Source organism: Roseovarius nitratireducens (assembly GCF_002925845.1).
Classification (GTDB): domain Bacteria; phylum Pseudomonadota; class Alphaproteobacteria; order Rhodobacterales; family Rhodobacteraceae; genus Roseovarius; species Roseovarius nitratireducens.
The window spans coordinates 68,282-88,325 of record NZ_PDNI01000055.1; the positions used below are offsets into that span (position 1 = coordinate 68,282).

The following is a 20,044-nucleotide window of genomic DNA, read 5'->3' on the forward strand; positions in this document are numbered from 1 at the left end:
GATCAGATCGCCGTGTTCAGCGGGTCTTTTCCGGATTCTGCGGCGCGACGAAAATCGCAGTGGCGAGCAGGGCAAAGACCAGCTCGTAGACCTCCCAATTGCGCGGCACATGGATGACCGCGACCACCCCGCTCGCCAGCAGCGCCAGCACTGCGTGGCGCAGCCCCGGCACCGGCACCGCCAGCGCATCGGCCACCCGCCGCAGCCATGCCACGCGGGGATAGAGCAGCGGCAGCACCACGAGATAGAGCAGTAGCACAGTCGTCAAGACGCTGCCGAACAGCACCTGTGCCAGCCGCACCTCGCCGACCATCAAATTGTGCAGGTTGGTTTCGCCCTGGTAGTTGTGCTCGGCAAAGAACTCGCCCGGTTCCCATCCGAAAATCCGCTGCCCCCACGAGATTTCCTCGCCCGCCGCGAGAAAGAACAGGAGCGCGTAGAGGGCGGTCAGCACCGCCGCCCGCCTTGCCCCGCGCCCTGCAAGCCGCGCCGCGTTGGACAGCAGTACCAGGCTCGCCACCAGCAGGAACAGCGCCGTGCCATTCTCGACCAGCCGGTCCTCGGCGGCGAAGGAGAACTGGAAATAGTCCGGTGCGCGCCACGCAATGATGGTGCTGGCGGCCAAGGTTGCAACGATGAGTGCCAGCAGCAGGCGGTCGATCGTGTCGCGGTGCATCGTGCCCTCCCCGGGAATGGTCGTCATCTGTTATGCGCGTGCGCGTCTCGCTTCAAGCCTCGGCATCGCTGTCCCAGCCCTCGATGATCGCGAACGCCTCGTCCGCCGTCTCGACGAAGCGGAACAGGTCGAGATCCTCGTCGCTGATCGTGCCCGCCTCGGCCAGCGCGTCCCAGTTGATGATTCGCCGCCAGAATTCCTCGCCGAACAGCAGGAAGGGCACCCGCTTCATCCGGTCAGTCTGGATGAGGGTCAGCGCCTCGAAGGTCTCGTCCAGCGTGCCAAAGCCGCCGGGAAACACACACACGGCCCGCGCCCGCATCAGGAAATGCATCTTGCGGATCGCGAAATAGTGAAAGTTGAAGCACAACCCCGGTGTGACGTACGCGTTGGGCGCCTGCTCGTGCGGCAGCACGATGTTAAAGCCGATGGACGCCCCCCCCGCATCTGCCGCGCCCCGGTTCCCGGCCTCCATCACCCCCGGTCCGCCGCCCGTGGCGATGACGTAGTCGCGCCCGTAGGTGGACATGGATTTCTCGGTCATCAGCCGGGAGAACTTGCGCGCCTCGTCGTAATAGCGCGACAGGTTCGCCAGTTCGGGCGTACTCGCGGTCTCCTTGTGCGACGGCTCCGGGATGCGCGAGCCACCGAACAGCACCACCGTGCTCTGGACGCCGCGCTCGTTGAGGATCATCTCGGGCTTGAGCAGTTCAAGTTGCAGCCGCACCGGGCGCAGTTCGTCGCGCAACATGAAATCGTCATCAGTGAATGCCAGCCGGTAGGCGGGTGCGCGGGTCTGCGGTGTGTCGGGCACCTGCGCGGCGCTGGAGCGATCCGCCTGCGCATCGCGAAACAGGCTGTTGCGGTCGTTGTTCATCGCGGGCGATCCTCGCTTGGGTCCGGGCCCTCTTGGGTATAGCGTTTGGCCGGTCAAGAAAAGCCAAAGAGGTGTGAGAGATGGACTGGCAGGCAGCAATTTCCGGGGCGGCGGCGCGGGTCGCGGATCACGTGCGGCGCACGCCGGTGGCAACCTTGCGGTTCGGCGCGCGAACCGTGAGGTTCAAGTTCGAGCAGATGCAGCATACCGGCAGCTTCAAGGCGCGCGGCGCGTTCAACACGCTGTTGCAGGCCGAGGTGCCGCAGGCCGGGATCGTCGCGGCCTCGGGCGGCAATCATGGCGCGGCGGTGGCCTGCGCCGCCGCCGCGCTCGGGCACCGCGCGCGCATCTACGTGCCGCGCATCGCCGGTCCCGCCAAGATCGCCCTCATCCGCGCGCAGGGCGCGGATTTGCAAGTCGTTCCAGGTGCTTATGCCGAGGCTGCCGAGCGCGCCGCCGAATGGCAGGCCGCCACGGGCGCGATGCAGGTGCACCCCTACGACGCCGAGGCCACGGTTGCCGGGCAGGGCACGGTCATGGCCGAGTGGGAGGATCAGGGCCTCGACGCCGACACCGTGCTCATCGCCGTCGGCGGCGGCGGCCTGATCGCGGGCGCGCTGGGCTGGCTTCAGGGCCGTCGCAAGGTGGTTGCCATCGAACCCGAAACCGCCTGCGCGCTGCACGCCGCGCTGGCTGCCGGGGCACCGGTGGATGTCGAGGTTTCCGGTATTGCCGCCAATGCGTTAGGGGCAAAACGGATCGGCGATATCTGCTTCGGTCTGGCGCAGGCGCAGGGCGTCGAGAGCGTTCTGGTGAGCGACACCGCCATCGCCGAGGCGCAGGCCATGCTCTGGCGTGAGACGCGCCAACTGGTAGAGCCCGCAGGCGCCGCCGCGCTGGCGGCGCTGTTGTCGGGTGCCTATGTTCCGGCAGAGGACGAGCGGGTGGCGGTGCTGGTCTGCGGCGGCAATGTCGCGCCCGACCCGCTGGACAGCGTGTAACGCCAAGGATAGGACGCGCGCATGGCCAAGCCCAAGGATAACCCCAATTACAAGGTCGTCGCCGAGAACCGGCGCGCGCGGTTCGACTATGCCATCGAGGATGATCTCGAATGCGGTATCATCCTGGAGGGCTCGGAGGTCAAATCGCTGCGGCAGGGCGGCGCCAATATCGCCGAGAGCTATGCCACCGTCGATAACGGCGAATTGTGGCTCGTCAATTCCTATATCGCGCCCTACGAGCAGGCCAAGACCTTTGGCCACGAGGAGCGCCGCCGCCGCAAACTCTTGGTATCGCGCAAGGAATTGGCGCGGCTCTGGAACGAGACGCAGCGCAAGGGCATGACGCTGGTGCCATTGGTGCTGTATTTCAACCACCGCGGCATCGCCAAGATCAAGATCGGCGTCGCCAAGGGCAAGAAGACCCACGACAAGCGCGAGACCGCCGCCAAGCGCGACTGGAACCGGCAGAAGCAGCGGCTCCTGAAGGAGCACGGCTAGGCTTTCCGACCGCGGTGTTTTCAAGACCGCGCGTACCGGCCTTGCCCTCTGGCGGGCTTGGCTGTAGGCAATGGCCAGTCAATTTTCGGGGGGCCGAGACGGTGCATGACGATCCCAAGACCCTTGTTTCGACCGACTGGCTCGCGACGCATCTCAAGGATCCCGACCTGCGGGTTCTCGACGCCACCGCCTTTCTGCCCGGTACCGGGCGCGACGCACGCGCCGAATACGAGGCCGCACATATCCCCGGCGCGCGGTTCTTCGATATCGACGATATCAGCGATGGCCGGTCCGAGTTGCCACACATGGTGCCGCCGGTGGAGAAATTCATGTCGCGGCTACGCGCGATGGGGGTGGGCGACGGCCATCAAGTGGTGGTCTACGACACGCATGGCCTGTTCTCGGCGGCGCGGGTGTGGTGGCTGTTTCGGCTGATGGGTCATGACGACGTGGCCGTGCTCGACGGTGGATTCCCCAAATGGCAGGCCGAGGGCCGCGAGATCGAGGATCTGCCCCCTGTCATCCGCGACCGGCACATGACGGTGCGGCGGCAGAATCACATGGTGCGCGACGTCACGCAGGTTTCGGCCGCGACCAAGCTCGGCGATCACGAGATCCTCGACGCGCGACCGCCGGGCCGCTTTCGCGGCGAGGAGCCGGAGCCGCGCGAGGGCCTGCGCGGCGGGCATATCCCGGGATCGAAGAGCGTGCCGGCCTCGGCGCTCCTGAATCCCGACAAGACGATGAAATCGCCCGAGGATCTGCGCGCCGTGCTCGAAGCCGCCGGTGTCGATCTCGGCAAACCCGCGATCACCACCTGCGGCTCGGGGCTGACGGCGGCGATCATCAACCTTGCGCTGGAACGGATCGGCAAGGCCGACCACGCGCTTTACGACGGATCATGGGCGGAATGGGGCGCGTATCCGACGCTGCCCGTCGTCACGGGAGACAACTGAATGTTCGAACATCTCAAGGAAAAGCCGGCCGACAAGATCATCGCGCTGGGGCAGGCCTTTCGCGAGGACCCGCGCGAGACCAAGATCGACCTCGGCGTCGGCGTCTACAAGAACCCCGAGGGCGTGACCCCGGTCATGCGCGCCGTCAAGGCCGCCGAGAAGCGGCTGTGGGAACAAGAGACGACCAAGAGCTACACCGCGCTTGCCGGTGACCCAGCCTTCACCGACGCGATGGCGGAGTTGGTTCTGGGCGACGCCGTGCCGCGCGATAACGTCGCGACGCTGGCCACGCCGGGTGGCACCGGCGCGGTGCGGCAGGCGTTCGACCTCGTGCGCATGGCCAATCCGGGGGCGCGCGTCTTCGTGTCCGACCCGACATGGCCCAACCACCTGAGCATCCTCGCCTATCTCGGGATGGAAGTGGTGAATTACCGCTATTTCGACAGCACCACCTGCGCGGTGGATTTCGACGGGATGATGGCCGACCTCGACGGCGTGCGCGCGGGTGACGTGGTGCTGCTGCATGGCTGCTGCCACAACCCGACCGGGGCCAACCTCACGATGCCGGAATGGCGCGCGGTGGTCGAGCGGCTGAACGCGGCGGGTGCGCTGCCGATGATCGACATCGCCTACCAGGGCTTCGGCGACGGGCTCGACGCGGACGCCGCGGCGGTGCGGTATGTGGCGGCGAACTGTCCCGAGGTGCTGATCGCGGCGAGCTGTTCCAAGAACTTCGGCATCTACCGCGAGCGCACCGGTATCCTGATGGCGGTGATGCAGGAGGCGGGGCTGCGCACGCTGACGCAGGCCAACCTCGCCTATCTCAACCGGCAGACCTATTCCTTTCCGCCCGATCACGGCGCCCGGTTGGTGAGCATGGTGCTGACCGACGATGCCCTGCGCGCCGACTGGCAGGCAGAGCTTGAGGACGTGCGCAAAGGGATGCTGCGGCTGCGCGAGCAGTTGGCGGGCGAATTGCAGCGGCTCTCGGGCTCGGACCGGTTCGGTTTCATCGCGCAGCACCGGGGCATGTTCTCGCGTCTCGGGGCCACGCCGGAACAGGTCGAGCGCCTGCGCGCCGATCACGGTATCTACATGATCGGCGACAGCCGCATCAACATCGCCGGGCTGAACGACAAGACCGTGCCGATCCTCGCGAAAGCGCTGATCGACGCGGGGGTGTGATCGCAGGGGCGGCCCGCGAGGGCCGCCCCCGGATGCGCTTACTTGGGCATGATCACGCCGTCGATGACGTGGATGACACCGTTGCTGGCCTCGATATCGGCCTGTACCACGTTGGCGCCGTCCACCGTGACACCGCCCCCGGTGCCGATGGTGACTTTGCCACCCTGCACGGTTTCGGCCATCATGCCGTCGCTGAGGTCGCCCGACATCACCTTGCCCGGCACCACGTGATAGGTGAGGATCGCGGTGAGCGTGTCCTTGTTCTCGGGCTTGAGCAGATCCTCGACAGTGCCCTCGGGCAACGCCGCGAACGCCGCGTTGGTGGGCGCGAAGACGGTGAAGGGGCCATCGCCCTTGAGCGTCTCGACGAGATCGGCGGCCTTCAGCGCGGCGACGAGGGTCGAGAAGTTCTCGTTGCCTGCGGCGATATCCACGATGTCCATCTTGTCGCCGTGCCCGTCGGCGAGCGCGGGCCCTGCCATGATGGCGGCGGTGGTCAGGGCCAGGTAGGTTCTGCGAAGCATGGTATTTCCTCCGTTTGCGGTTTGCATTTCGCGACACCCGCTCCGGGTGTCGATGCGTGGCTTACGAAGGAATGCGCGGGGCGGTTCAGCGGGGATTTCCGCTCATGCGGCTTGACGGAAAGGGGTCAATCGCTAAGCCGGGGGTGATTGAAATATCCAATCACGATCTTGTGAATTTTATTGGCCTCGCGGCCTCGCGGCCTCGCGGCCTCGCGGCCTCGCGGCCTTGGGGCGGCGGTGCTGACGGTGCCCGGTCAGGTCTCGGCCTTGTCGTCCTCCAGCGCCAGGTCGGCGAGGATCGGGCAGTCGGGGCGGTGGTCGCCTGCGCAGGCCTCGACGAGATGGGCCAGCGTGGCGCGCATCGCGCCAAGCTCGGCGAGCTTGCCGTCGATCTTTTCCAGATGCGCCTTGGCGATGTGCCGGACATCTGCGCTCGCGCGGCCCTCGTCCTCGTAGAGCGCGAGCAGCCCGCGGCAGTCGTCGATGGAGAACCCCAGAGACCGCGCGCGGCCCAGAAAGCCCAGCTTGTGCACGTCGCGCTCGCGGAACTGGCGATAGCCGTTCTCGCCGCGCAGGGGGCGGACGAGGCCGATCTCCTCGTAATAGCGGATGGTCTTGGCCGGCAGGCCGGTGCGTTGCGAGACATCGCCGATATTCATGGTCGCTCTCCTCTCGTTACCCGGCGGTGGCCGGGTGCGCGGCCACCGGTGTCGTGGCCTGGGGACGCCCACCTGTCTCGTCACCCAACATCGGGCGCAGCCGCCGCAGGCGCAGCGCGTTCGAAACGACGAAGACCGAGCTGAGGGCCATCGCCCCCGCCGCAAGAACCGGCGAGAGCAGCACGCCAGAGACGGGGTAGAGCACCCCGGCCGCCACCGGGATGAGCGCCACGTTGTAGCCGAAGGCCCAGACGAGGTTCTGCCGGATGTTGCGCATGGTCGCGCGCGACACCGCGACCGCGCCCATTACCCCGCCCAGATCGCCCGACATGAGCACCACGTCGGCGGCCTCGATGGCGATATCGGTGCCTGTCCCTATGGCGATGCCCACATCCGCCTGCGCCAGGGCGGGCGCGTCGTTGATCCCGTCGCCGACAAAGGCCACCGGGCCGCGCGCCTGCATGTCCTTGAGCGCCGTGACCTTGTCCTCCGGCAGCAGCCCGGCCACCACCTCGTCGATGCCGGTCTCGCGGGCGATGGCCTCCGCCGTCTCGCGCTTGTCGCCGGTCAGCATCACCACGCGCAGCCCCGCCCCGCGCAGGGCGGCGATGGCCGCCACGCTCGACGGCTTCACAGGGTCGGCGACCGCGATCACGGCGGCGAGCCGCCCGTCGATCGCGGCAAAGAGCGCGGTGCGCCCGCGCGCGGCGAGATCGGCCTCGGTCCGGGCGAGGGGCGCGGTGTCGATGTTCTCGCGCGCCATCAGCCGGTCGGCCCCCACCAGTACGTCGCGGCCCGCGACCTGCGCCCGCACGCCGTGGCCGGTGATCGTCTCGAATGCCGTCACGTCGGCGGGGTCCGCCCCCTCGGCGCGGGCGGCGCGGGCGATGGCATCGGCGACCGGGTGCTCCGAGCGCGCCTCGACCGCGGCGACCAGCCGCAGCACCTCGGCCCGGTCCATCCCCTTGGCCAGCACCAGGTCGGTCATCTCGGGGTGGCCCTCGGTCACGGTCCCGGTCTTGTCGAGTGCCACTGTTCTGACCCCCGCCAGCGCCTGCAACGCGTCGCCCTTGCGGAACAGCACGCCCATGTCGGCTGCGCGCCCGGTGCCCACCATGATCGAGGTGGGCGTCGCCAGCCCCATCGCGCAGGGACAGGCGATGATGAGCACCGACACCCCCGCCACCAGCGCCAGCGTCAGCGCGGGGTCGGGGCCGACCGCGAGCCACACGGCCACCGTCAGCGCCGCCACGGCCATGACCGCCGGAACGAACCACAACGTGATTCGGTCCACCATGCCCTGAATCGGCAGCTTGGCGCCCTGCGCCTCTTCGACCATGCGGATGATCTGTGCCAGCGTGGTATCGGCCCCCACCCGCGTGGCGCGCAGCATGAGGCTGCCCGCGCCGTTGACCGTGCCGCCGGTCACTGCGTCGCCGGGGTCCTTGGCCACCGGGACCGGCTCGCCGGTGATCATGCTCTCGTCGACATGGGCGCTGCCCTCGGTCACCTCGCCATCCACGGGGATACGCTCGCCGGGACGCACGAGCACGATATCGCCGGGCACGATGGCGTCGATCTCTACCTCTTCGGCCGTGCCGTCGCGCATCACCCGCGCAGTGCGTGCCTGCAGACCCATCAACCGCTCGATCGCCGCGCCGGTCCGGCCCTTGGCGCGCGCCTCCAGCCAGCGGCCCAGCAGGATCAGCACCACGATCACCGCCGCCGCCTCGAAATAGACGGCGCGCACCGCCTCGGGCAGCACGCCGGGCAGGAAGGTCGCCACCACCGAGTAGCCATAGGCTGCCCCGGTCCCGAGCGCCACGAGACTGTTCATGTCCGGCGCGCCGCGCAGGAGCGCCGGGATGCCCGTGCGGTAGAAGCCGCGGCCCGGTCCGGCCAGCACCAGCGTGGTGAGCACGAATTGCAGAATCCAGCTTGCCTGCATCCCCACCGTGTCGGCGATCAGCATGTGCAGCGCGGGGATGGCGTGGCCGCCCATTTCCAGCACGAAGACCGGCAACGCCAGCACCGCCGCCAGACCCGTGCGTCGCGCCATTTTGCGCGCCTCGTCTGTCTTGCGCGCTGCCGCGTTGCGCGATTCGCCGCCCTGCGCGAGCGTGGCCGGATAGCCCGCTTCGCCGGCGGCTACGGCAAGATCGCGTGCCGTGACCGCACCCTCGGCATGGATCACCCGCGCGCTTTCGGTGGCGAGGTTTACCCGCACGTCGAGCACGCCCGGCAGGTCCGCGAGCGCCGCCTCGACCCGGCCCACGCAGGATGCGCAGGACATCTTGTCCACCGAGAGCACCGTCTCGGCCTTGCGCAAGGGGTATCCCGCGCGGTCGAGCGCCGCCGCGATGTTGCGCAGCGGGACCGAGTCCGAGGTGTCAATTCGCGCCGAGGCATCCGCGAGGTTGACGTCGGCGCGCGTTACGCCCTCGACCGCGGAAAGCGCCTCCTCGGCACGCCGCACGCAGCCCGCGCAGGTCAGCCCGTCGAGGAAAATCCTGATTTGCCGTGTCCCGGTCATCCCGGCTCTCCGTTTTTCCAAGTGTCTGATCGTGACATAGAGATTCCCGCTACTGGAAGGTCAAGGGCCGTGCCGCTTTTCGATCCGCGATCTTCGCCTTTGCGCTTGCGGGCGCGAGGCTCGGTGTTAGCCTGCCTGCATCATGGTGCCGCCCCTCGGGGCGGAGAATTGGGAAGCCGGTGCGACTCCGGCGCTGCCCCCGCAACGGTAAGGGAGGGCGACGAGGCGTTACGCCACTGGGCCGAAGACAGCCCGGGAAGGTGCCTCTCGCATGGGCCGACGGCCCGCCACCCAAGCCCGGAAACCAGCCATGGTCCACGTCGAATCGCGGTGGGCGATGCGGGCGTTTGTGCGTGCCCGCGCGCCATCGCCCCGCCCACCGCCCCATCCGGCCCGGGGTGCGGTCGGGGAGAACGAAGCATGACGGATTTCGACCGAATCATCGACGCCCTCGAGGAAAGCCCGGCCGAGGGTGCGCAGGCGATGGCCGCCGCGCGGCTGGGGTTTCTAGAATGGGTGTTTGCCACGCCCGGCCCGCTCACCGCGCGGATGGCGCGCGACGCGCTCGACACGCAGGCCGCCCGTGACGCGCAAAGCCCGGCGGCGCGCGCCTTTGTTGGCTGTGTCCGCGAGGCCGGTACGCCTGCCCGAGCCTGCTATGCAGGCCGCCGCGCCGCGCGGGCAAAGCGCGCACAATGGCTCAACTGACATCTCGGGGCAGGGCGGCAGAAAAGGAAAACGGCGACACCAGGGAGGAGGAGGGTGCCGCCGTTCTCTTTCGCGTCGGGCCTCAGGGAGGAGGAGGAGACCGTCAGCTATCTTTCAGGATCGTTTTCGCGACCCTGTCGTTCGGCCCCGGGCTCTTGGGAGGAGGAGAGAGAGCCCGCGACCGTCACGGATGCGCCAGGGAGGAGGAGAGGCGCACCCGTATTCCGTTCAGCGCCGTGCGCCGTAGACCGAGTCGCGCGCGACCCGGCGAATTTCGCTGCGATGCAGGCCAAGGTCGGCCAGATCGCGGTTGCTCAGCTCGGAAAGTTCGCGCACCGTGCGGCGGTAGGCGATAAAGGCTGCGGCACGCTGCGCTGCGGCGCGAACGGTGTTGCGAAGCTCGCCCCACGCCGTGCCTGCTGTGCCATATTGCGTTACGATCGACCGTGCCATGTTCTTTCCCTTGCGATCTTCTTCGCTTTAACTGTTCGAAGCCACTCTGTTTGGCCCCGGTTGAAGCAAAGATAGCCTCTTTCTGCGCGTGCACAATACCAGCTTGAACATTTCTGCCATGCAGAAAACGCATGGCAGAAAGTGACCTAACGTCAGGCAAACGCATATCTTTTCATCGCTAACTGATGCCATTCCGCGCATCTTTCGAAGATTTCGCACTGCGGCGATGCGGCATGCGCGCCATGTTCGCGGCGAAAATATCTGGATCGGGCGGCCGCACATGGTAGCAAGGGGCATGACATCAAACGACCTCGTTCTCACCCCCATCGGGCTACGCTTTGGCGGGCGACGTTATCCCTGCACGATCGGGCGCGGCGGCATATCGGGTGCCAAGCGCGAGGGCGACGGCGCGACACCGGTCGGCATCCATCGCATTGTCGGGATGCTCTACCGTCCCGACCGCATGGCGCGGCCCGCCAACTGGGCGCTGCCGATCAGGCCCGGTGATCTATGGTCCGACGATCCCGACCACGAGGATTACAACCTCATGGTACGCGCGCCCTATCCGCACAGTCATGAGGTCTTGCGCCGCGCCGATCCGCTCTATGACCTCGTGATCGTGACCGACTGGAACTGGCCCCGCGCCGCGCGCGGGCGCGGGTCGTGCATCTTCGTGCATCGCTGGCGCAGGCCGGGCTATCCGACGGCGGGCTGCATCGCGCTGCGGCCAGATCACCTGCGCCGAATCGCGGCGGGCATCTGCCACGGGACGCGGCTGATCGTGCGGTAGAAGGGGCCGGAACAGTGCCCGGTTCCCTGGGCGCGCGGTCGCGCTTGCGCTCTGTTCCAGAAACCCCCAAGTATCACAGAAGCTGATTGGAGGTTTCCCATGCGCGGCGTGTCCCTTGCCCTTGCCCTTTCCCTTGTTGCTTCCCCGGTGCTGGCCGATGACTTGGCTGTGACCAGCCGGGTGAGCGCCGCGACCGTCTATCCAGAGGGTGCGACCGTCACCCGCGAGGCGGCGTTTTCGGCCCCCGCCGGAGAGCATGAGCTGATCCTCACGGACCTGCCGCGCGACACGCCGCTGGCGTCGGTACGGGTGGCGCTGGACGGTGCGCGGCTGGGTGGTGTGCGCACGCGCGAGGATTACGTGCCACCACGGCAGGCCGAGGACGACGCCGAGGTGCAGGCCGCGCGGGCCGAGGTCGAGCGTCTGGAGGAGGCGCTGCGTGCTGGCCGTGCCGAGGTGGCCGATATCCGGTTGGAGGCCGATGCGGCCCGGGCGCGGCTGCGCTTTCTCGACGGCATCGGCAAGGCCGAGGGGCTGGCGGCGCAGGAGCCGGCCACGCTGGGCGATCTGGTGGCGATGATCGGGCGCGAGACGCTAGAGGCACGCCGCGCCGAGACCGGGGCCGAGCGCCGTGCCGATGCTGCCGAGCGCGCGCTCAAGGACCTGGTGGAGAAGCTGTCGCGCGCGCGGCAGGCGCTGGAGGCGCTGGTGCCCGAGACCGGGCCGCGCGCCCTGCTCGCCGTCGCCATCCGCGCCGACGCGGCCACCGAGGGGCAGCTCACCGTCAGCTACACGGTGCCGCAGGCGGGCTGGCAGCCGCTCTACGACCTGCACCTTGCGCGTGACGAGGGCCAGGTGCGGATCGAGCGCGGGGCCTTCGTGCGGCAGGAGACCGGCGAGAACTGGCGCGACATCGCGCTCACCCTCTCGACCCGCCGTCCGGCGCAGCAGGGCGCTCCGGGCGAGATCCACCCGTGGATCCCGCGGCTCGGCGATCCCGACGAGATCCGCCCGATGCCCCGGGTGAAGGGCGAAGGCGCGCTGATGGAGATGGCCGCGCCCGCCGCCGCAGCGGCCGAGGCCGACATGGCGCGGCCCGAGTTCGACGGGCTGTCGGTGCGCTACGCCTATCCCGCACCGGTGAGCGTCGCCACCGGGGCAGACCGGGTGCGGCTCATGCTGTCGCCGATCGAGGCGGACGCAGAGATCAGGGCGCGGGCGGTGCCCCTGGTGGACGAGACCGCCTTCCTCATGGCGCGGGTGACCAATTCGGATGAGGACGTGATCCTGCCCACGTCCGAGGCACGCTTCTATCTCGACGGGCGCTATGTCGGGCAGCGCTGGCTGCCTTTTGCCGCGGCAGGGGCGGAGATGGCGCTCTCGTTCGGGCCGATCGAGGGGCTGACGCTGAAGCGCGTCGTCAAGACGCGCTCGGAGGGTGATCGCGGCCTCATCAATCGTGCCAGTGAGCGCCGCGAGACGGTGGAGATCACCGTCGAGAACCTCACCGGCGAGAGCTGGCCGGTCACCGTGCTCGACCGTGTGCCGGTGTCCGAGCAGGACGACCTGCGCATCACGTGGAATGCGCGGCCCGATCCCGACGAGACCAACGTCGAGGACAAGCGGGGCATCCTCGCCTGGCGGTTCGACCTGGAGGCGGGTGCGCGGCGCACCATCACCCTCGATACGCGGATGAGCTGGCCCGAGGGCAAGGTGCTGCGCTGAAGTGCCCGTCGGTCAGCCGCTACAGCGCTTCTCCGCTTCTTCGACTGCGGCGGTGTAGCCAAGAAGCGAAAAGGTGTCCTTGGTCTGGGTGCCGCGCGTGGAGCGGGCGGTGAGCACCGCGTCAACCCCGCGCTTCATCGCCGCGAGGATCTTCGCGTCATCCTCTACGGTGGCGGGCCATGCCCATTCGCCTTCGCTGAACAGCTCGAAGCTGTCGTCACCGATGCGCAGATTCACGGTCGAGCCCTTTGCGAAGGGATAGCCGCCGGTAAAGGTGATCTGCCCCTGCACGTCGGCAGCGGGGCGAAAGAAGGTCATCAGCAGAATATCGCCGCGCCGCACCGCCACCACGCGGCCATCGCGGGTGTTCACTGTCTCGGTGGGGGCCGAAACCGCCCAGCATTCGCGCGGATCGGTATCTTCGAACACGCTCCATGCCGTGTTCGTCGCCACCTGATTCGTGCTCGTGTCCTGCGCAGTGGTCACCGTCGCCGCCGCACATGCCAGTGCAAGGGCGAGGCCTCGTGCAAGTCCCATCATCATGTTCCAGCCTCCAAGCCGTCCCAGCCTCAATCTTTCGACCGGCCGCCGCCCTTTACAGGCCTGTTGTATTGTGCGACCGATCCACGTTCGACGCATCGAGACTAGCGCGAATTGGACGGGAAGTGAAAGGCGGAATTGGCGGGTCTCCGCGAATCGTGTGGCCTCTTCCCGCACCGGGCGCGCAGACCGGAGACCACGCATGACCCACCCCGTTCCCCTTGCCGAAGTTTGGCGCGGACCGCGCCCCGAGAGCGTTCACCTCGGTCACGCCGTGATCTGCGATGCGCGAGGCGATATCGTCGAGGCATGGGGCAACCCCGACGAGGTGGTGCTGCCGCGCTCCTCGGCCAAGATGATCCAGGCGCTGCCGCTGGTGGCTTCGGGGGCGGCGGACGCGGCGGGGCTGACGCCCGAACATCTGGCGCTGGCCTGCGCGTCGCATAGCGGTGCGGCGATCCATACCGACAGGGTGGGCCGCTGGATTGCCGAGATTGGCCTCGGCGACGACGATTTCCGCTGCGGCGCGCACATGCCATGGGACAAGGCGGCGCATGATGCGCTGCTTTGTTCGGGTACCGCACCCTGTCAGGTGCACAACAACTGTTCTGGCAAGCATGCCGGGTTTCTCACCCTCAACCGGCATCTCGGTGGCGGCCCCGACTATGTCGAACCCGACCACCCGGTGCAGCGCGCGGTGATGGAGGCGTTCGAGACCGTTACCGACCAATCCTCGCCCTATTACGGGATCGACGGCTGTTCTGCCCCCAATCCGGCCACCACGCTGCGGGCGATGGCGCGGGCGATGGCGTGGTATGCGAGCGCGGGTGAGGCCACTGCCGAGGAACGCGCCGCCCGCAGGCTATGGCAGGCGATGGTGGCCCATCCTGATCTGGTTGCGGGCGAGGGGCGGGCCTGCACCGAGTTGATGCGCGCCTGCTCGGAGCCGGTGGCGCTCAAGACCGGGGCGGAGGCGTTCTATATCGCGATCCTTCCGCGGCGGGGCCTCGGCGTCGCGCTAAAGATCGCCGACGGCGGCACGCGCGGCGCGGAATGTGCCATCGCCTCGATTCTCGTGCGGTTGGGGGTGCTCGACCCCCGGCATCCGGCGGCGTGCAAGGTGCGCAACGCGCCGATCATCAATTGGCGCGGCATCGAGACAGGCGCGATTCGGCCCGCCGCTACGATGTCCTGATACAGGCAGAGGAGATCGACAAGGCGGGCATCGCGACCCGGAGGCGCCGCCGACTCGCGTCTTGCGATCGGTGAATGCGCGAGGTCGGCTGTCCGGGGGGCAGGGCGTGTGAATGCGCCTGAACGCACGCCAGGCCTGGCCCCGCGATCCCTGCTCAGTTGATGAGCCCGGCGTGGCGCAAGCCCTCCTCGACCAGCGCTTTGGTCGGATCGCTCAGGCCCACGAGCGGCAGGCGTACCTCGTCGCTGCACAGCCCCAGCCGCGACATCGCGTACTTGACGCCCACCAGCCCCGGCTCGACAAAGATCGCCCGGTGCAGCGGCATCAGCCGGTCCTGCAATTCGAGCGCGGTGGCATAGTCCCCCGCCAGCGTCGCCTCCTGCACCTGTGCTACCAGCTTGGGCGCGACATTGGCGGTGACCGAGATGACGCCCTGACCGCCCTGCGCGTTGAATCCGTGGGCGGTGGCGTCCTCGCCCGAGATCTGGATGAAATCCTTGCCGCAGGCGATGCGCTGCGTGCTGACGCGGGCAAGATCGCCGGTGGCGTCCTTGACGCCGATGATACGCGGAAGCTGTGCCAGCTTGCCCATCGTCTCGGGGAGCATGTCCACCACCGACCGGCCGGGAATGTTGTAGATGATGATCGGCAGTTCGCAGCAATCGTGCAGCGCGGTGAAATGCGCGATCAGCCCCGCCTGCGTGGGCTTGTTGTAATAGGGCGTCACGACCAGCGCGGCATCCGCGCCCACCGTCTCGGCATGGCGCATGAAGCGGATCGCCTCGATCGTGTTGTTGGAGCCCGCCCCCGCGATCACCGGGACGCGCCCGGCGGCGGCGCGCACCACCTCGTCGATCACCTGCTCATGCTCTTTGTGGGTAAGCGTTGGGCTCTCGCCCGTGGTGCCAACGGGGACAAGCCCGCGGCTGCCCTCGCCAATATGCCATTCCACAAGAGTCCGAAGCGTCTCGTAATCCACCTCGCCGTTCCTGAACGGTGTAACGAGGGCAGGGAAGGATCCTTTGAACATCACGCGCTCCTTGTGGTCTCGGGCGGCGACCGGTCCTCCACTCGTGTGTGGACCGCGCGGACCGCGCCGCCTAGGCTGGGGACGTCTATCCTGATTCAACGCGGAAAAGGCAAGGGATGTTGCGGCTTCTGGCGATGGTTTTGATCTGTGCAATGCCCCTCGGTGCGGCGTCTGCGGCCTCCGACGTGCCGCGCATTGCGCCGCGTCCGCTGGCCAGCGCGCTTCAGGCCATGGGTGCGGGCCGCTGGGAGGTGGCGGCGCGGCTCGCGGCGCGCGACGGCCCGGCAGCGGCCGATCTCGTCGAATGGTACCGGCTGCGCGCGGGACTGGGCGCGCCCGACGAGATCCTGGGCTTTCTGAGGCGCAATGACCACTGGCCCGGCCTTGACCTGCTGCGCCGCAACAGCGAGGCGGCGATGGCCGGCGCGGATTTTGACACGGTGCTCGCCTTCTACGACGGGTACGTGCCGCAGACGGGCGCCGGCGCGCTCTCTGCCGCCCGCGCGCGGCTGGCGCGTGGGCGGCAGGGTGAGGCCGAGGCCGGAATCGTGATGGCATGGCGCACGCTCGATCTCACCGCCGCCGGGCACGCCGATTTCCTGCGCGAATTCGGCGCGCTGCTGGCCCCCCATCACGAGGCGCGGCTTGACATGGCGCTGTGGCGTGGGCTCGACGACGCCGCCCTGATGCTGCCGTTGGTGAGCGACGCCACGCGCGAGCGAGCCGAGATACGGGCGCGCGTGGCCGAGTCCGGCCCCGATGGCGTGAGCACGACCGAGGCGCGAGACCCCGGCATCGCCTTCGCGCTGTTCGAGCATTACCTCACCCGTTCCGCCGAGGACGCCATCGCCGTGTTGCTGCGCCAGAGTCGGATCAGGGGCGGGCTGGGCGTGCCCGAGCGCTGGGCCGGCTGGCGCCGCGCCCTGGCCCGCCAGGCGATGCGGGACGGCGAGGTGGCGCGCGCCTACGAGATCGCGGCGCTGCACCAGCTTGACGAGGATGCGAATTACGCCGATCTCGAATGGCTTGCAGGCTATATCGCGCTCACCCATCTGGGCGAGCCCGACCTCGCGCGCGATCATTTCCAGCGTTTCCGCAGCGCCGTCAGCACACCGATTTCGCTTGGGCGTGCGGGCTATTGGCTCGGCCGGGCGGTCGAGGCCGGCGGCGACGCCGAGGCGGCGCGCGCCGCCTATGCCGGAGGGGCGGATCACCCGACCAGCTTTTACGGGCTGCTCGCGGCGGAACGGATCGAGCGCGACATCACCGAACTGGTCTCGGGCGCCGGGACCGTCCCACCATGGCGCGAGGCGGATTTCGCGCGCACCGACCTGCACGAGATTGTCACGCTGGCGTTCAGGATGGACGAGACGTGGCTGGCCCGACAATTCCTGCTGCACCTCTCGGAGACGCAGGACCGGCAGGGCCTTGCCCGCATGGGCGCGATGCTCGAAGAGATCGGCACGCCCTACCTGCAAGTCATGCTCGGCAAGGCGGCAGCCGAACGCGGCATCATCCTGCCCGCCATCTACTACCCGCTCCATTCTCTCACGGACATGGACCTGCCCGTGCCGATGGAATGGGCGCTCGCCATCGCCCGGCGCGAGAGCGAGTTCAACCCCGTCGTGATGAGCGGTGCCGGCGCACGCGGGCTGATGCAGCTCATGCCGGCCACGGCGCGCGAGATGGCCAGCGACAGCGGGCTCGACACGGATGCCGCGCGGCTGGTGACGGACTGGCGCCACAACGTGCGGCTCGGCGCCGCCTATCTGGCGCAGTTGCGGGGGCGGTACGACGGCAATCCGCTGCTCGTCGCCGCCGCCTACAATGCCGGGCCGGGGCGGGTGACGGACTGGCTAGAGACCTATGGCGATCCGCGGCGCATGGCCCCCGAGGCGGTGGTTGACTGGATCGAGCACCTGCCCTTTCGCGAGACGCGCAACTACGTCATGCGCGTCGCCGAGAGCCTGCCGATCTATCGCGCGCGCCTTGGCCAACCGGCGCTGCCGCGGCCCTTCTCTCTGGAAATTGGGGGCAGCGACCGCCCGCGCGTAACGGACTGACCGGCCTCGGCGCCGCGGAGTGACAGCTAAACGGCAAGCCTCGTTACGCGAGGCAGGCACGGCGGCAAGAGGTGGCAAGAGGTGGCAAGAGCGCCCCGTGACCGTATCCGTGCCTCGAAAACTCTCATGAAAAACGCTTGGGTTCAATCTCTGCCAAGGGTGCAGCGGGGGTCGGCATGGGCCGTCAGGGCCGCGCATCCCGGGTTTCGGTGATTGCCCCGCCTGCCCGCTGGAGAGGGCGGCGGGGCCGAAACCGGGGTGCAGACGCTTGCCGCACGGGATGTCCCGCTGGAGATGCAGCACGCCGAAGGAGAGCGACGCACCGCACGGGTAGGCCCGCCAGGCGCACATGCCGGTTATCCCCGGGCCAGCGGCGGTGGGGCGCGGGCGTTGTAGGCGGCGACAGGGGCCTGCGCCGCTGGGCAGCCCGCGTCGGAGAGCGGCGCGAGGCGCGAGAAGGCGACGATCCGCGCCGCCGGGTCTGGCCCCGTATCGGTCAGCGTGACGGGCGACTTGAAGAAGGGGCAGGGCGCGTTCAGATGCGGCCCGTCCTCCTGCTCTGCCGTGTCCGACGGCGCACCGACAGCATACAGGCAGAGCGCGCCGCCCAGCGCGATCACCTCTGCCAGACGCGCCTCCTGAGCGCGCTCCGCGGCGCGGGCTGCATCGGCAAGCTCGTGCTGGCACTCTACGGCGGCGGCGGTGGCGACGCGCACGCCCAGAAGCAGCACCAAGAGGGCCGGGGCGACCCTGCCCTTTGCCATGCCCGCGATGCGTGCGCGAATGCCCATAATCACGAAATCCAATGACCCGAAATACCGGGCCGACCATTAAAACGCTACGGGGCGATCCGCCCCCGGTCAAGCCTGTGGTCACATTACGGCGACAACCACCGCACCGTGCCCATGCCAGCGGTCTCGTAGCCGCCCAGCGCCGTTGCCTTGGCGGCGATCACCTCGGAGCGCATGAAGCTCACGAGGCTTTGCACCGGCTCGGTGAAATAGGCGCGCCGGTCAATGAGCAGGTCGAACCGCTCGCGCAGCAGCGGGCGGAACACCAGCCGGAACTGCCGCGCCATCGCCTCGATCCCGAGCGTCGCCTCAGCCTCGCCGGCGGCCACCGCCGCCGCCGCCTCGCTCTCGGTATGGGCGGGGCTGGCAGCGGTCGTTAGGTCCGTGGGTGTCAGTCCCGCCTCCGCCATCAGCCGCGCGAAAAGCGCCGTGGTGCCTGCCCCCTCCTGCCGCAGGATCACCCGCCGCCCGCGCAGGTCGGCGAAATCCCGCACCATGTCGGCCACCTGCGGCGCCAGGATCAGGCCGCGCACCCGCGTGGCCCATCCGATAAGCACCGCGTCGCGTATCCCCCGCGCCTCCAGTGCCGCGATGTTCCAGTCTTCCTCGCCGGGGATGTGCAGCCCCGCCACTGCCGCTTCACCCCGGCACCAGGCGTCGAGCCCGCCCATGCTGCCGTTCCACAGCGTCGCCAGCGCCGATCCGCTCTCGCGCAGCGCCCAGTCGAGCAGCGGATCGTGCGAGCCGGTGACCACCCCGGGCCTCAAGGGCGGTTGCAGCGCGCCCTCGCCCTCGATCCAGGCGGTAATCTCGGATTGTGGAAACAGCAGCTTGCCGGTGACCTTGCGATGCGGGATCTCGCCCGCCGCGACCATGTCATAGACCTTGCGTTCGCGGACGCGCAGCAGGTCGGCGACTTCCTTGGTAGTCAGATAGCTGGGGTCCATCGGCTCTCGGTGATCGCTTGGGGCTTTTCCCGGTCCTAGCCGATCCGGACCGGGAAATCAGCAGGAAAGCGAGTTCAGAGCCGGTTCACCGGCACTTTCAGCATCGGGTTGCCGTCGCGGTCCTTGGGCACCGCGCCCGCGCGCATGTTGACCTGCAACGACGGCAGGATCAGCCGCGGCATGTCCAATGTCGCGTCGCGTTCGGTGCGGAAGCGCACGAATTCTTCCTTCGTCTTGCCGCCGCCCACGTGGATGTTGTGCGCCTTTTCCTCGGCCACCGTGGTCTCCCACCGGATATCGCGGCCATTCGGGCCATAGTCGTGGCACATGAAGAGGCGCATGGTGTCGGGCAGCGACAAGACCTTCTGGATGCTGTCATAGAGCGTGGCCGCGTCCCCGCCGGGGAAATCGGCCCGCGCCGAGCCGCCGTCGGGCATGAACAGCGTATCGCCGACAAAGGCGGCATCGCCCATCACATGGGTCATGCAGGCGGGCGTGTGGCCGGGCGTGTGCATCGCGAAACAGGTCATGCCGCCCACGCTGTAGGTGTCACCTTCCCCGAACAGCCGGTCAAACTGGCTGCCGTCGCGCTGAAACTCGGTGCCCTCGTTGAATATCTTGCCGAACGTGTCCTGCACCACGAGGATCTTCTCGCCGATGCCGATCTTGCCGCCGAGTTTCTCCTGGATATAGGGCGCAGCAGACAGGTGGTCGGCATGGACATGGGTCTCGATGATCCATTCGAGGCTTAGCCCCTCGCGCTCGATATGGGCGATCATCGCGTCGGCATGCTCATGGGTGATGCGCCCCGCCGCATAGTCGATATCCATCACCGAATCGACGATCGCGCAGGCGTTGGACCCGGGGTCTTTCACCACGTAGCTGATCGTGTT

The 20,044-nt window shown here is 68.3% G+C and carries 20 protein-coding genes and 1 riboswitch; of the genes, 9 read left to right on the top strand and 11 right to left on the bottom strand.

All coding sequences use genetic code 11. The features are described from left to right. Nucleotides 1-16: 16 nt before the first annotated feature. Together CRJ03_RS09965 and CRJ03_RS09970 are read right to left on the bottom strand one after the other, a co-directional pair. Complete coding sequence (locus CRJ03_RS09965) at nucleotides 17-703, bottom strand: hypothetical protein (protein WP_129590268.1); 687 nt, start codon at nucleotides 701-703, stop codon at nucleotides 17-19. Nucleotides 704-728: 25 nt separating this feature from the next. Beyond that, on the bottom strand, nucleotides 729-1,553 hold the full coding sequence (locus tag CRJ03_RS09970; protein ID WP_104018723.1) for an LOG family protein: 825 nt from the start codon (nucleotides 1,551-1,553) through the stop codon (nucleotides 729-731). Between the two features lie 80 nt (nucleotides 1,554-1,633). Between CRJ03_RS09970 and CRJ03_RS09975 the strand changes: the two genes are divergently transcribed. The 4 genes from CRJ03_RS09975 to CRJ03_RS09990 all read left to right on the top strand — a co-directional run bounded on the left by CRJ03_RS09975 (nucleotide 1,634) and on the right by CRJ03_RS09990 (nucleotide 5,193). Continuing rightward, nucleotides 1,634-2,554, top strand: a complete 921-nt coding sequence (locus CRJ03_RS09975; RefSeq protein WP_104018724.1) for a serine/threonine dehydratase — start codon at nucleotides 1,634-1,636, stop codon at nucleotides 2,552-2,554. A 21-nt stretch (nucleotides 2,555-2,575) separates the two neighbouring features. Further along, nucleotides 2,576-3,052, top strand: coding sequence for an SsrA-binding protein SmpB (smpB, locus tag CRJ03_RS09980; protein WP_104018725.1), 477 nt, complete (start codon nucleotides 2,576-2,578; stop codon nucleotides 3,050-3,052). 101 nt (nucleotides 3,053-3,153) lie between these two features. Beyond that, nucleotides 3,154-4,008, top strand: coding sequence for a 3-mercaptopyruvate sulfurtransferase (gene sseA / locus CRJ03_RS09985; protein WP_104018726.1), 855 nt, complete (start codon nucleotides 3,154-3,156; stop codon nucleotides 4,006-4,008). Continuing rightward, complete coding sequence (locus CRJ03_RS09990) at nucleotides 4,009-5,193, top strand: amino acid aminotransferase (RefSeq protein WP_104018727.1); 1,185 nt, start codon at nucleotides 4,009-4,011, stop codon at nucleotides 5,191-5,193. It begins immediately after the preceding gene. A 38-nt stretch (nucleotides 5,194-5,231) separates the two neighbouring features. On the opposite strand, the gene CRJ03_RS09995 is transcribed toward CRJ03_RS09990, so the two are convergent. The 3 genes from CRJ03_RS09995 to CRJ03_RS10005 form a co-directional block, all read right to left on the bottom strand. Next, nucleotides 5,232-5,717, bottom strand: a complete 486-nt coding sequence (locus CRJ03_RS09995) for a fasciclin domain-containing protein (RefSeq protein WP_104018728.1) — start codon at nucleotides 5,715-5,717, stop codon at nucleotides 5,232-5,234. A 254-nt stretch (nucleotides 5,718-5,971) separates the two neighbouring features. Then, nucleotides 5,972-6,376: a Cu(I)-responsive transcriptional regulator gene (gene cueR, locus CRJ03_RS10000; protein WP_104018729.1), complete on the bottom strand. Its 405-nt coding sequence runs from the start codon at nucleotides 6,374-6,376 to the stop codon at nucleotides 5,972-5,974. Between the two features lie 16 nt (nucleotides 6,377-6,392). Beyond that, nucleotides 6,393-8,909: a heavy metal translocating P-type ATPase gene (locus tag CRJ03_RS10005; protein WP_104018730.1), complete on the bottom strand. Its 2,517-nt coding sequence runs from the start codon at nucleotides 8,907-8,909 to the stop codon at nucleotides 6,393-6,395. A gap of 126 nt (nucleotides 8,910-9,035) precedes the next feature. Continuing rightward, nucleotides 9,036-9,236: riboswitch (cobalamin riboswitch) on the top strand. A gap of 93 nt (nucleotides 9,237-9,329) precedes the next feature. On the opposite strand from CRJ03_RS10005, the gene CRJ03_RS10010 reads away from it, so the two are divergent. Further along, nucleotides 9,330-9,617 carry a hypothetical protein gene (locus CRJ03_RS10010; RefSeq protein ID WP_104018731.1) on the top strand — a complete coding sequence of 96 codons (288 nt, stop codon included), beginning with the start codon at nucleotides 9,330-9,332 and terminating at the stop codon, nucleotides 9,615-9,617. A gap of 228 nt (nucleotides 9,618-9,845) precedes the next feature. Here the strand turns inward: CRJ03_RS10010 and CRJ03_RS10015 are convergent, their stop codons facing one another. Beyond that, on the bottom strand, nucleotides 9,846-10,070 hold the full coding sequence (locus CRJ03_RS10015) for a DUF1127 domain-containing protein (protein WP_104018732.1): 225 nt from the start codon (nucleotides 10,068-10,070) through the stop codon (nucleotides 9,846-9,848). A gap of 295 nt (nucleotides 10,071-10,365) precedes the next feature. Between CRJ03_RS10015 and CRJ03_RS10020 the strand changes: the two genes are divergently transcribed. After that, complete coding sequence (locus tag CRJ03_RS10020) at nucleotides 10,366-10,860, top strand: L,D-transpeptidase family protein (protein ID WP_104018745.1); 495 nt, start codon at nucleotides 10,366-10,368, stop codon at nucleotides 10,858-10,860. Between the two features lie 99 nt (nucleotides 10,861-10,959). After that, nucleotides 10,960-12,585, top strand: a complete 1,626-nt coding sequence (locus CRJ03_RS10025; protein ID WP_104018733.1) for a DUF4139 domain-containing protein — start codon at nucleotides 10,960-10,962, stop codon at nucleotides 12,583-12,585. Nucleotides 12,586-12,597: 12 nt separating this feature from the next. Here CRJ03_RS10025 and CRJ03_RS10030 read toward each other — a convergent pair whose 3' ends face one another. Next, nucleotides 12,598-13,128 carry an invasion associated locus B family protein gene (locus CRJ03_RS10030; RefSeq protein ID WP_439126634.1) on the bottom strand — a complete coding sequence of 177 codons (531 nt, stop codon included), beginning with the start codon at nucleotides 13,126-13,128 and terminating at the stop codon, nucleotides 12,598-12,600. Nucleotides 13,129-13,327: 199 nt separating this feature from the next. Between CRJ03_RS10030 and CRJ03_RS10035 the strand changes: the two genes are divergently transcribed. Continuing rightward, nucleotides 13,328-14,320: an asparaginase gene (locus CRJ03_RS10035; RefSeq protein WP_104018734.1), complete on the top strand. Its 993-nt coding sequence runs from the start codon at nucleotides 13,328-13,330 to the stop codon at nucleotides 14,318-14,320. A gap of 154 nt (nucleotides 14,321-14,474) precedes the next feature. On the opposite strand, the gene dapA is transcribed toward CRJ03_RS10035, so the two are convergent. Continuing rightward, nucleotides 14,475-15,350 carry a 4-hydroxy-tetrahydrodipicolinate synthase gene (gene dapA, locus CRJ03_RS10040; protein ID WP_104018735.1) on the bottom strand — a complete coding sequence of 292 codons (876 nt, stop codon included), beginning with the start codon at nucleotides 15,348-15,350 and terminating at the stop codon, nucleotides 14,475-14,477. Between the two features lie 116 nt (nucleotides 15,351-15,466). Between dapA and CRJ03_RS10045 the strand changes: the two genes are divergently transcribed. Next, nucleotides 15,467-17,413, top strand: coding sequence for a lytic transglycosylase domain-containing protein (locus tag CRJ03_RS10045; protein WP_104018736.1), 1,947 nt, complete (start codon nucleotides 15,467-15,469; stop codon nucleotides 17,411-17,413). Nucleotides 17,414-17,769: 356 nt separating this feature from the next. Here the strand turns inward: CRJ03_RS10045 and CRJ03_RS10050 are convergent, their stop codons facing one another. The 3 genes from CRJ03_RS10050 to CRJ03_RS10060 all read right to left on the bottom strand — a co-directional run. Then, a complete protein-coding gene (locus CRJ03_RS10050) occupies nucleotides 17,770-18,177 on the bottom strand; it encodes a hypothetical protein (RefSeq protein ID WP_206018352.1) in 408 nt (135 codons plus the stop codon). 113 nt (nucleotides 18,178-18,290) lie between these two features. After that, nucleotides 18,291-19,151 (bottom strand): substrate-binding domain-containing protein, encoded by an 861-nt coding sequence (locus tag CRJ03_RS10055; RefSeq protein ID WP_104018737.1) that lies wholly within the window; start codon nucleotides 19,149-19,151, stop codon nucleotides 18,291-18,293. 74 nt (nucleotides 19,152-19,225) lie between these two features. Beyond that, nucleotides 19,226-20,044: MBL fold metallo-hydrolase (locus CRJ03_RS10060; protein WP_104018738.1), on the bottom strand; the 819-nt coding region annotated here is incomplete at its 5' end.